Raw genomic sequence first — 12,792 nt, 5'->3', positions numbered from 1 at the left:
GGCGGCGCAGGCTGGCCTGCATGCGGCGGAACAGGCCGAGCGTGCGCGTCGCGCTGAACGCAATACGCGTGCGCAGTCCGCGCAGTCGGCGCATGCCGTAGCGCAGAGGCTTGGTCAGGCGCCACGAGAGGCTGCCGTAGGCGCGGTCGAGTTCGGCTTTCAGCGACAGCGCCCAGCGCGTGCGCTCCTCGAACTCGCGCTCGATCGCGGTGTAGTCGTCCTGCGTGCGCTTGAGCCACTCGGTGCGGCGCTCGACGTCGTCCTGCAGGCGTTCGATCTCGTTCATCGCCGTGCGCACGTCGCGCTGCGAGCGGCGCAGTTCGCGGTCGAGTTCCGACGCCCACTCGGCGCGGGCGTCGAGTTCGCGCGTCTGCTGTTTCAGCACGGCGGCGCGGCGTTCCAGTTCCGCCTGCACGGCATCGAGCTGCGCGCGCAGCGCGCCGAGTTCGAGCTGCGCCGGCGTGGCGGCCTGCGGCGCCGTAACCGGGTGCGTCGCAGATGAAGGCAGCTCGCTGCGGTAGTCGGCGCTCATGTCGGCGAGCGAGCGCGGCACGCGGGCGCGCAGCACGGCGCGCGCGCGCTCGAGGCGCTGCGGCTGCGCGATCAGCGCGGCGATGCCGTCGCGCACCGCGGCGGCATCGGGCGCCATGAGGAAGCTGTCGACGCCGTCGTCGATGCGCTCGGCCAGCGCGCCGACGCGCGTGGCGAGCACGGGCAGGCCGAGGCTCCAGCATTCCGACAAGGTATAGCTGAAGGTTTCGGCGACGGTCGGCAGGATCAGCGCGGCGTCGGGATTCAGCGTGGCGACGAGCGCGGGCAGCTGCTCGCGCGCGTAGTCGAGCACGACGTGCACGCCGCTGCGGCCGAAGAACGCATGGCCTTCGGCGCCGGCGCCGAGCAGCACGAGTTCGACCTCGGGCGGAAGCTGCGGCAGCAGTGCTTCGAGCAGTTCCGCGCCCTTGCCGCGGCGCACGCGGCCCGGCACGACGAGGCGCAGTCCGCGGCGCGACGTTGCGGCCGGCGGGGGCGTGTCGGAAAGCGCTTCGGCGAACGGCGCCGTGCCATGCGCGATGACGCGCGACGGCAGCTCGCCGAGTTCGGGCGCCAGGCGCAGCACGTTCGCGAGCGCCGTGCGGCTCGGCGCGACGAGCCGCGCGCGGGCCGCGCGCAGCGCGGCGACATAGGCGTCGCGCAGGAGCTGCCAGTAGTCCGGCGAGCGGCTGGCGAATTCGAAGCCTTCGTCGGCGGACTTCAGGTCGGCGGCGCGCTGGGCCGCGTCGAACGCGAGCGCCGGATCGCCGAAGTCGCGGTGCAGCAGTGGCCACAGCGGATAGCAGTCGTGCGTGACGACGAGCGTCGGCAGGCCGCTGCGCAGCGCGTCGAGGCTGTGGCCGATCAGCGAGGAGACGACGACCGCGTCGACGCCGTAGCGCGTCAGCACGTCGCCGAAGAACGCGTTCCAGTCGTGATGCTGCGCCACCGTGTCGGCGATCGGCGCGGGCAGCGCGAGTTCGCGCAGCGGCGGGCCGAGCAGGCTGCCGTCATGGAGTTCGAGCACTTCGCCGTAGCGGCGGCGCGTGAAGTCGCCGCGCGCGCGCAGGACGAGGTGCGCGTGCGTCGTATCGCTCGCGGCGAGATCGCGGACGAAGCGTTCGGCGCCGCCGCCCCAGCCGTGCAGCACATGCAGCAGGACCGGTCGGCCGTCGCGGCCGAACCGGGCCGGCGTGAAATCGGACTGTTCGAGTGCGACGGCGAGGCGGCTGCGCAGTTCGCCGATTCGCGATGGCATGGAATCCGCGTCGCGGCGTTTCGGTGCCGACGGCGCGGCGACATGGACATGATCGAGCCGCACGCGGCGGCCGGTGCCGCGCGACTCGGCATCGAGCCGCGCAAGCAGGCCGCCATGCCAGGCGCTGGCGAGCGCCGACACGTCGCCGCCATCGATGGCGAGGCCGCGGCCGTAGGCATGGCAGAGCGCGTCGATGCGGTCGGTCCCGGCGTGCGCGCCGGGGCAGGGATCCCAGCCGTCGCCGGCGTTGTCGAGCGGGCTGGCGACGAGCACGTCGTCCGCGCTCAGTGCCGCGAGCAGGCGTTCGGTCCACAACGGCGGCACGTGCGTGCCGCTGCGCAGCAGGATCAGCGACAGCCCGGGCCAGCGCTCGCGGCCTGCGTCGATCAGTGCGGCGTCGGTCGCGGCGGCGGCCCCGATGCGCATCACGTCGGCCGGGACATCCGCGGTCAGCGTCGTCGCGACGGCCAGACCGTCGGGCAGCCGGTCGAACAGCAGGCGCCACCAGTCGGCGGCAGCAGGGGCGCCGTGAACAATCAGGGCGGCACGGGGCGCAGCGGAGGAGAGCAGGGGCACTATTCGTTAAGTCCTTGTTGTGCGAGCCGATCCGCGCACGCGAAAAGGCCCGGATTATCGCGGATAGGCGCCGCCTACGAAACCGTTGCGGCCGGCGCCAGCGGGTCAGTCGCTTCGGGTACACTGCGCCGGCCGCGCCGCCGTTCCGGTGGACGGCGTTGATTCGGGTGCCGTCGCGCGGCGATTGCGATTGCGGCGGCCAGCCTCCACCGGTCTGGGTTCCACCTTGGCATTTCTCTCCCGCTGCGCCGAGCTGGCGCGTCTGCTCTGGCGCTGGCTGCGCGCGCCGTTCTGGTTCGGCCTGGGTTTCGTCGTCGCGTTCGCCGTTCCCTACGCGCTGTATCTCGACGCGCAGGTGCGCGAACGGTTCGACGACCTGTCCTGGGAAACGCCGACGCGCATCTATGCGCGCGCGCTGGAAATCGCACCGGGCATGCCGCTCGATGCGGCGACGCTGACGGTCGAACTCGAAGCCGCGCGCTACGACGAGGTCACCGGCGCGCGGTCGCCGGGCAGCTTCATGCGCGACGGCGACCGTTTCGTGATCTCGCGGCGCGCGTTCGCCTCGCTCGACGGTCTGGAGAAGGCGCGCCGCGTCGAAGTCGCGATCGCGCGTTCGCGCGTGGCGGCCATCCGGGACATCGACACGGGCAAGGCGCTCGAGCGCGTACGCCTGGATCCGGCGCGTATCGCGACGCTGTACGGCGCCGAGCAGGAAGAGCGCCGCGTCGCGAAGCTCGGCCAGATGCCGCCGCTGCTCGTGACCGGTCTGCAGGCCGTCGAAGACCGCAGCTTCAAGCACCATCACGGCGTCGACTTCATCGCGATCCTGCGCGCGAGCTGGGCCAACCTTGCCGCGGGCCATGTCGTGCAGGGCGGTTCGACGCTGACCCAGCAGCTCGTCAAGAACCTGTTCCTCGACCGCGGCCAGAACTTCCTGCGCAAGGGCAACGAGGCGCTGATCGCGCTGTTGATCGAGGCGCGCTACGACAAGCACCGCATTCTCGAGGCCTACGTCAACGAGATCTTCCTCGGCCAGCAGGGCGGCCAGGCCGTGCACGGTTTCGCCGCGGCGAGCGAGTTCTATTTCGGGCGCGAGCTCAACACCCTGCGCGCGCCCGACGTCGCATTGCTGATCGGCCTCGTGCAGGGGCCGAGCTACTACGATCCGCGCCGCTACCCGGACCGCGCGCTCGCGCGGCGCAATCTCGTGCTGCAGCAGTTCGCCGACACGGGCCTGATCGACGCCGACGAACTGGCCCGCGCGAAGGCCGTCCCGCTCGGCATTTCCGAAACGCCGGGACTGCCGCGCAACCGCTTCCCGGCCTTTCTCGATCTCGTGCGCACGCAGCTCAAGCGCGACTACGACGACGCCGCGCTGCGCGGCGCAGGCCTGTCGGTGCTGACCACGCTCGTGCCGGCGACCCAGCTCGCCGCGGAGAAGGCGCTGCGCGAGAGCCTCGCCGCGCTCGGCAAGAAGCAGGACGACACGCAGGCGGCGCTCGTCGTGACCGGCGCGCGCGACGGCGAGGTGCAGGCGGTCATCGGCGACCGCGCGCCCGACCAGCCCGGCTTCAACCGCGCGCTCGACGCGCGCCGGCCGATCGGCTCGCTGGTCAAGCCCTTCGTGTTCCTGACCGCGCTCGCCCAGCCGCAGCGCTATTCGCTGGCGAGCATCGTCGAGGACGCGCCGGTCAGCCTGCCGCAGCCCAACGGCAAGAACTGGATGCCGCAGAACGCGGACAAGACCGCGCACGGGCGGGTCGCGCTGATCGATGTGCTGACCAATTCGTGGAACCTGTCGACGGTGCGGCTCGGCATGCTCGTCGGCGTCGACCGCGTCCGGGCGCTCATCGAATCGTTCGGTTTTCGCGGCATCAATCCGAATCCCTCGCTGCTGCTCGGCGCGGTCGACCTGTCGCCGATCGAGGTCGCGCAGCTCTATCAGTATTTCGCCGCCGACGGGCACGCGCTGCCGGTCATCGCCGTGCGCGGCGTGCTCGATCGCGACGGCAAGCCGCTGCGGCGCTACGGCAGCAAGCCCGGCGCCGGCGACTATGTCGAAGCCGCGCGCCTCGTCACCTATGCGATGCAGCAGGTCAATCTGCGCGGCACCGCGCGCGCGGTCGGCAACGGTCCGCTCGCGACGCTCAACAGCGCGGGCAAGACCGGTACGAGCGACGACTCGCGCGACAGCTGGTACGCGGGCTTCACGGCCGATCACCTGGCCGTGGTCTGGGTCGGCCGCGACGACAACAAGCCGACCGGTCTCGTCGGCGCGACCGGCGCGCTGCGCGTGTGGATGTCGCTGTTCGATGCGCTGCCGACGCGGCCGCTCGATCTGAACCTGAGCCAGGGCATCGAGCTGGCCTGGGTCAACCCGGAATCCGGGCAGCGCACCGAGGCTGATTGTCCCGGCGCGCGCCAGCTCCCGTTCGTCGCGGGCTACGTGCCGGAGCAGGAGCAAGGGTGCACAATGGAGCGTTTGCGAGAATGGTTCGGCGGCGATCCGCAATGACGCGGATGCCGTCTTCGACGGAATTTCGAGGAATTCGACGGATGGGCAGGTCAACGATGAAACGCAGCGGCGGTAAATGGCGGTGGACGGTCGCGGCGGCGGCGCTCGCGATGCTGGTCGGTTGCGGCGGCGCGGGCAGCGGCAGCGAGAGCGGAAAGAAGGGCGTGCGGCCCGACCGCGATCTCGTGCTCGCGATACGTCAGGCCGGGCAGGCGACGGCGTCGTCGGTCGAAGTGCAGCCGCTGCGCGATCCGGCCGTCGACGGCTTCCTCAAGCAGGCGGGCGATCTCGAAGCCGCGCAGAATTTCGTCGACGCGATCGCCGCAGTCGACCGCGCGCTCAAGCTCGCGCCCGACGCACCGGAAATTCTGCAGCTCAAGGCGGAACTCTCGATCGGCCTGCACCGCTACGCCGATGCCGAAGCGCTCGCGCGGCGTTCGTTCGAGCTCGGTCCGCGATTGGGCAGCCTGTGTGCGCGCAACTGGCAGACCGTCGTGGAAACGCGCCGCGTCGCCAAGGACGAAGCCAGCTCGGCGAGCGCGAAGGCACAGGTCGCCGCGTGCAAGGTGCCGCCGCGCCAACGGCTGTAATCGCGTGACGCACGACGTCCGCGACCTGCTCGGTGCGGAAGGACCGTTCGCGCGCGAAGTGCCCGGTTTCGCGCCGCGTGCCTCGCAGCAGGAAATGGCCGAAGCGGTCGCCGAGGCGATCGCCGAGCGCCACATCCTGATCGCCGAAGCCGGCACCGGCACGGGCAAGACCTTTGCCTACCTCGTGCCGGCCATCGTGTCGGGCAAGCGCGTCATCGTCTCGACCGGCACGAAGACGCTGCAGGACCAGCTGTTTCACCGCGACCTGCCGCGCGTGCGGCAAGTCACCGGTGCGCGCATCAAGGCCGCGCTGCTGAAGGGGCGCGCGAATTATCTGTGCCTCTACCGGCTCGATCAGACCCACAAGGACGGCCGCCTGGCGTCGCGCGAACAGGTCGCGCAACTGCAGGCGCTGCGCGCCTGGGCCGGGCGCAGCAGCAGCGGCGACCGCAACGAGATCGCCGAGGTGCCCGAGGATTCGCCGCTGTGGCCGCGCGTCACCTCGACTGCTGAAAACTGCCTCGGCGCCGACTGTCCGATGTTCAACGACTGCTTCGTGGTCAAGGCGCGGCGTGCCGCGCAGGAAGCCGACCTGGTCGTCGTCAACCATCATCTGCTGTTCGCCGATCTCGCGATCAAGCAGGAAGGCTTCGGCGAAATCCTGCCGGGCGCGAACGCGTTCGTGCTCGACGAGGCGCATCAGATTCCGGATCTCGCCGGGCAGTTTTTCTCGGTGAGTTTTTCCGCGCGGCAGTTGCAGGAACTCGGCAGCGACGCCGAAGCCGAGTGTGGCTCGGTCACGGGCGCGTTCGCGGTGCTGCGCGAGCCGATCGCGAACGTGACCTCGGTGCTGCGTCGCGTGCGGCTTGCGCTCGACAAGCTGCCGCAGCGCGGCGCGTTCGCGGCGATCGAGGACGACCGTTTCGCAATGGCCGAATTGCGAGAGCTGCAGGAAGCGCTGCGCACGCTCGAAGCCGCGCTCGCCACCCAGGCCGAACGCTCGCGCGGCCTGACCACGATGCACGAGCGCTGTCAGGGGCTCGTCGAGAAGCTCGATCAGGTGCTCGACGGTTCGGCGCGCGACTGGGTGCACTGGTACGAACTCACGAGCCAGGGTTTCTCGCTCAATGCGACGCCGCTCGATCTCGCTCCGCCGCTGCGCGCCCTGCGCCAGCAGAGCCGGGCTGCGTGGATACTGACCTCGGCGACGTTGTCGGTCGCCGGCGAGTTCGGCCATTTCGCGCGCCAGCTCGGCCTCGATGACCCGGTCACGCTGAGCCTCTCAAGCCCGTTCGACTATGCGCGCCAAGCGCTGACGTATCTGCCGCGCGGCCTGCCGGACCCGAGCGCCCCCGACTTCACCGACCGCGTCGTCGACGCGGCGCTGCCGGTGCTCCGCGCCTCGTGCGGGCGTGCGTTCCTGCTGTTCACCTCGCACCGCGCACTGCGCCGCGCGGCGGAGCGGCTGGCCTCGCAGCCTTATCCGCTGTTCGTGCAGGGCACGGCGCCGCGCCATCAACTGCTTGCGGGATTCCGCGCGTCGGGCAACGGCGTGCTGCTCGGTGCCGCGAGTTTCTGGGAGGGCGTCGACGTCGCCGGCGAAGCGTTGTCCTGCGTCATCATCGACAAGCTGCCGTTCGCCGCACCGGACGATCCCGTGCTCGAAGCCAGGCTCGCCGCGATGCGCGACGCCGGCGGCAATCCCTTCGTCCAGTGGCAGATTCCTTCGGCGGTCATCGCGCTCAAGCAGGGCGCCGGCCGGCTCATCCGCGACGTCGACGACCGCGGCGTGCTCGTGCTCTGCGATCCGCGTCTGACGACACGTCCGTACGGAAAGCTGTTCCTGCGCAGCCTGCCGCCGTCGCCGATCACGCGCGAGCTGGGCGACGTCGACGATTTTTTCTGCGCCTGAGTTTGTCCGGACGGCGCCGCGTTGCTGCGCTCGACTGCGACTTTGGAACTAGTCAATTTCGCTGGATCGTAGGTCTTGCGGCTGAGTTCGGCAGTCGTCCGGCGGCCTCGGGAGCCTTTTTCCGGACTCTGCCGCAGCGCAGATTGTGACCTGTCCGTACCCAGTGCTATAAGAATTGTCTGGACGAATGTTGTGGCTGCCTCAGGACGGAATGCCCGGAGTTTCTCGCCACTCCGACGCACTGTCCCTTCGTCGTGATCCCGCGTTCATCCGTGCGCCGGCCGTAACTTGTCGGGTGGTCAAGTGTCGGCCGTTCTTTTCGTGTGTCTGTGTGTTGGGAGGTTTCATGGGTAAGTCGATACGCGTATCCGCACTGGCGTCGATGATCGGCGTCGTGCTGGCTGGAGGTGTGGTGAGTTCGCCGGTGGCGACCGCGCAGTCGTCCACGACGGCCGCGGCAGTGGAGAGCTACCTCATCACGTTCAACGAACCGGGCCTGCTGTATTACACCGGCGGCGCCAATTCCCTCGAAGCCACGGCTCCGTCGGTCAAGGGTCAGCGCAAGCTCGACACCAAGAGCCCGGCCGCCGTCGCCTACGGCAATTTCCTGTCCGACGTGCGCACGCAGCGCGTGCAGTCGATCTCCTCGGCCCTGGGCCGCAGCGTCACGGCGACGCATCACTACGCGATCACGCGTAACGGCATCGCTGCCGAACTGTCGGCCGCCGAAGCCAACACGATCCGCAACCTGCCCGGCGTGAAGTCGGTTCGCGCGGCCGGTTCCGAAACCCTCGACACCTACCGCGGCCCTGCCTTCATCGGCGCCGACACCGTATGGAGCGGCGTCAACGTGCCGGGCGGCTCGGGCACGCGCGGGTTCGGCGTCACCGTCGGCGTCGTCGACGGCGGCACGAACTCCGATCATCCGTCGTTCGCGAACGACGCCACCTGCGGCTTCAGCGCGGGTACGCCGAAACTGCGCAGCTTCGTCGACTGCAGCGCGACCGATGTCGGTACCGGCGCCTGCAACGGCGCGAATCCGGAAGCGACCGACGACGGCCACGGCGTGCATACCTCGAGCACGGCGGCCGGCAACACGCTGACCGCGAGTTCGGTCCCGGCGCCGGTCATCCCGGCGCCGTACACGAGCATGTCGGGCGTCGCTCCCTGTGCCTCGATCCGCCATTACAAGGCCTGCCCGGGCACGACCTGTCCGGGCGCCGACCTGCAGGCCGCGCTCGAGAACGCGATCGCCGACGGTGTGGACGTCATCAACTACTCGATCTCCGGCGGCCGCGATCCGTGGAACGACTTCGACAGTCTGTTCCTCGATGCGGTCAATGCCGACATCATCGTGTCGGCCTCGGCCGGCAATACCAGCGCGACCATCACGAACCCGGTCGGCCAGGTCAACCACCTCGGCCCCTGGACCATGACGGTCGCCGCGTCGACGCATGACGAGAACATCCTCGCGACGGTCAGCCTGACCGGTCCGGGCACGCCGCCGGCGAACACGGTCGGCGTCGCCGCGAAGCAGGGCAGCACGACGCCGATCGGCACGGCCTTCACGAACCAGCCGATCAAGAGCTTCCCGGCGAACATCGAAGGCTGCACCGTGGGCACGCCGTTCCCGGCCGGCTACTTCACCGGTTCGGTCGCCTACGTGCGTCGCGGCACCTGCGCGTTCACCGAGAAAATCACCAATGCCATCAACGCGGGCGCGACCTTCGTGCTCGTCGGCAACAACCAGGCCGGTCCGCTGTCGATGAACACGACGGGCGTGCCCGCCGGCACGCCGGCGTACAGCGTCGTGCAGGCCCCGGGCGATGCGATCCGCGATTTCATCGCGGCGAATCCGTCGACGGCGACGATCAGCTTCGATCCGACGCAGAAGCGCGGCGACGTGCTCGCCGACTTCAGCCTGCGCGGTCCGGTTCCGGCCGCCGGCAACGTGACGAAGCCGGATATCACCGGTCCGGGCGTGCAGATCTACGCAGCACTCGCCGATCCGACTCAGTACGGCTTCCTCAGCGGTACGTCGATGTCCTCGCCGCATCTCGCCGGCTCTGCAGCGCTGGTCCGCGCCGCCAAGCCGTCCTGGACGCCGATGGAAGTCAAGTCCGCGCTCCAGATGACCGCCAAGGTGCCGGGCTTCGACGACGACGGTTCGTCGGCGTGGGATCCGGATGACGTCGGCAACGGCCGCGTCGACCTGACCAAGGCGATCAAGGCCGCGCTGACGATGAACGAGACGCACGCGAACTTCGTCGCGGCGAACCCGTCGGGCGGCTCCATCGCCGCGAAGACGCTGAACCTGCCGTCGATGCGCGATGCGGCCTGCAACGTCTCGTGCTCGTTCACGCGCACGGTCAAGAGCACGGTGGCGTCGGGCACGACCTGGACCGCGACCTACGTGCCGATGGTTGCCACCGGCGCGCCGATCGTGACCATCACCCCGGCCAACTTCACCGTGGTCGGCGGCGGTACGCAGGCGCTGTCCATCGGCGTCAACATGGGTTACGGCGCGTCGACCGCCGTCCCGATGACCTTCGGCCACGTCGTGCTGACGCCGAGCGACAACACGCTGCCGGTCGAGCGCCTGACGCTGTCGGTCGCCGGTACGCGCGACGGCATCTTCGCGAACAACTTCGGCGAACTGGTTCCGAGTGTCACGGTCGATCAGGGCTTCGACGACATCACGGCCATCGGTGGTCTGGGCTGGCTGACCGCGAACAACAGCAGCCCGGTCGGCGGTACGTCGTGGTTCCAGGGCAATTCGACCGACGTGTTCCCGTCGCAGGCGGGTGCGCCGGATGCCTATATCGGCGCGAACTTCAACAACACCACGGGCGCCGGCACGATCTCGAACTGGCTCGTCACGCCGCAGATCACGTTCAACTCCGTGTCGTCGGTCAGCTTCTGGACCCGCGTCCCGACGCCGATCAACTTCCCGGATCGCCTTGAAGTGCGTCTGTGTCCGCCGCCGGGCACCTCGTGCACGGGTATCGCCTCCGATGCAGCGGCGCTCGCGGCGTTCCCGACCGTGCTGAAGACGATCAATCCGAACCTGACGACGAACAACGACGCCACCGGCGCGAACGGCTACCCGGGTACTTGGGCGCAGTTCACGCTCAACACGAGCAACGGCCTTCCGGTGACGGGTCAGGGGCGCATCGCGTTTCGCTACTTCGTGACTGACGGTGGCCCGTCCGGTGCCAACTCGAGCTACATCGGCATCGACACGGTCAGCATCACGGCGGGTGCGGTGAACAGCGCACCGGTTCCGAATGCAGGCGCCGGCATCACGCCGGAGAGCGTGCCGGCATCGGCGCGCAGCAAGAAGTAAGCGTCTCTACCGCCGCCGGGCGAAAGCCGGGCGGCGGCAGCGAGCGGGTCTCATCGAAAAAAGCCCGGGCATCTGCCCGGGTTTTTTTTGGAAGGACCGCATCGCATCGTTGCGGCGATCCGTCGGCTTGGCGGACGTGCGAAATCCGCGCATAAGTTCGCGTAAGTATGGAAAATTCTTGTTTCTGGCCGTTTCTCGTCGCCAGAGTGCGCGCGTGCGCAACGATGTCACTGATTTGCCTCGGAACCGACGTGCAGGCAGCGCCTGGTGCCGCCGCCTCCGCGTGCCGTTCGTTCGACCTGCATGCACCTCCCGCCCAGTGCGAATGGGCCTGTCGGCTGAGTACGGTAGTCCGGCTGTCCGAGCGGCGTGTCATTTTTGACGACATTCGCAGCCGTTCGGCACCGTTCCGTATGTTTTCGCTGCCGCAGTGCAGATTGAGATGTTGCGCGCGTCGGTGCTATTCACCGTTCCGCGGAGCGAATTTCGCGGTGGTTCCTGTCGAGTCTCCAGGCATGGACGACGGCCCGATCCCGCTGTAGCGAACCCGCGTTCTTCCGTGTGCCGGCCGGGCCTGGGCGACCAGGCGTCGGCCGTTCTTTTCCTGTGCTGGGAGGTTTCATGGGCAAGTCGATTCGCGTAACGGCGCTGGCGTCGGTCATTGGCGTGGTGCTGGCAGGGGGAATGGTGAGTTTGCCGGTGGCGACCGCGCAGTCGTCGATGACGGCAGAGGCGCTGAAGAGCTACATCATTACGTTCAACGAGCCGGGCCTGCTGTACTACACCGGTGGCGCCAATGCGCACGAAGCCACGGCGCCGTCCGTCAACGGGCAGCGCAAGCTCGACACCAAGAGTCCGGCCGCCGTCGCCTACACCCAGTTCCTGTCCGACATTCGCGCGCAGCGCCTCCAGTCGATGTCGTCGGCACTGGGTCGCAGCGTCACGGCGACGCACCACTACGCGGTCACGCGCAACGGCCTCGCCGCCATGCTGTCGTCGGCCGAAGCCGGCACGGTCCGCAGCCTGCCGGGCGTGAAGGCGATCCGCGAGGCCGGCGTCGAGACGCTCGACACGTTCCGCGGTCCGGCATTCATCGGCGCCGATACGGTCTGGAGCGGCGTCAATGTTCCGGGCGGCGCAGGAACGCGCGGCTTCGGCGTGACGGTCGGCATCGTCGACGGCGGCGCGAACTCCGACCATCCCTCGTTCGCCAACGACGCGACCTGCGGCTTCAGCGCGGGTACGCCGAAGCTCGTCGCGCTCGACTGCAGCGCGACCGACAGCGGCACGGGCGCCTGCAACGGCGCGAACCCGCAGGCCAGCGACGGCGGGCACGGCGTGCACACTGCCAGCACCGCGGCCGGCAACACGCTGACCGCGAGTTCGACGCCGGCTCCGGTCATACCGGCGCCGTACACGAACCTGTCGGGCGTCGCTCCGTGCGCCTCGATCCGCCAGTACAAGGCCTGCCCGACCAACGATTGTCCGGGCGCGAATATCCAGGCGGCGCTCGAGAACGCGATCGCCGACGGTGTCGACGTCATCAACTATTCGATCTCCGGTGGCAGCGATCCGTGGAGCGATTTCGACAGCCTGTTCCTGGACGCGGTCAATGCCGATGTCGTCGTTGCTGCATCGGCCGGCAATACGCGCGCCGAAGCGCCGAATCCGGTCGGCGCCGTCAACCATCTCGGTCCGTGGACCCTGACCGTCGCGGCCTCGACCCATGACGAGAACGTTCGCGCAAAGCTGAGCCTGACCGGTCCGGGTACGCCGCCGGCGAATACGACCGAAGTCGACGCGGCGCAGGGCAGCACGACGCCAGTCGGCTCGGCGTTCGTGAGTCAGCCGGTCAAGAGCTATCCGGCGAATCTCGAAGCCTGCACGGCAGGCACCGCGATTCCGGCCGGCCACTTCACGGGTTCGGTCGCCTACGTGCGTCGCGGTACCTGTTCGTTCACCGAGAAAATCACCAACGCCGTCAACGCGGGAGCGACCTTCGTGCTCGTCGGCAACAACCAGGCGGCCGCGTTGTCGATGGACACGACCGGCTCGCCGACG

At 69.1% G+C, this 12,792-nt stretch carries 6 protein-coding genes; 5 read left to right on the top strand and 1 reads right to left on the bottom strand.

Annotation, left to right across the window (positions count from 1 at the left end; genetic code table 11):
* A partial coding sequence (locus VLF18_RS04290; RefSeq protein WP_325278386.1) for a glycosyltransferase occupies positions 1-2,365 on the bottom strand: 2,365 nt, incomplete at its 3' end.
* Positions 2,366-2,591: 226 nt separating this feature from the next.
* On the opposite strand from VLF18_RS04290, the gene mrcB reads away from it, so the two are divergent.
* The 5 genes from mrcB to VLF18_RS04265 all read left to right on the top strand — a co-directional run.
* Positions 2,592-4,883: a penicillin-binding protein 1B gene (mrcB, locus tag VLF18_RS04285; RefSeq protein ID WP_325278385.1), complete on the top strand. Its 2,292-nt coding sequence runs from the start codon at positions 2,592-2,594 to the stop codon at positions 4,881-4,883.
* A gap of 56 nt (positions 4,884-4,939) precedes the next feature.
* Positions 4,940-5,473 (top strand): tetratricopeptide repeat protein, encoded by a 534-nt coding sequence (locus tag VLF18_RS04280; protein ID WP_325278384.1) that lies wholly within the window; start codon positions 4,940-4,942, stop codon positions 5,471-5,473.
* A gap of 4 nt (positions 5,474-5,477) precedes the next feature.
* Positions 5,478-7,385 (top strand): ATP-dependent DNA helicase, encoded by a 1,908-nt coding sequence (locus tag VLF18_RS04275; protein WP_325278383.1) that lies wholly within the window; start codon positions 5,478-5,480, stop codon positions 7,383-7,385.
* Positions 7,386-7,731: 346 nt separating this feature from the next.
* Positions 7,732-10,731, top strand: a complete 3,000-nt coding sequence (locus VLF18_RS04270) for a choice-of-anchor J domain-containing protein (protein ID WP_325278382.1) — start codon at positions 7,732-7,734, stop codon at positions 10,729-10,731.
* A 621-nt stretch (positions 10,732-11,352) separates the two neighbouring features.
* The coding region (locus VLF18_RS04265) for a S8 family serine peptidase (RefSeq protein ID WP_325278381.1) at positions 11,353-12,792 on the top strand (1,440 nt) is incomplete at its 3' end.

Origin of the sequence: Tahibacter sp., from assembly GCF_035481375.1 — a bacterium.
GTDB lineage: Bacteria > Pseudomonadota > Gammaproteobacteria > Xanthomonadales > Rhodanobacteraceae > Tahibacter.
This window is presented reverse-complemented; position numbering and strand designations above follow the sequence as displayed.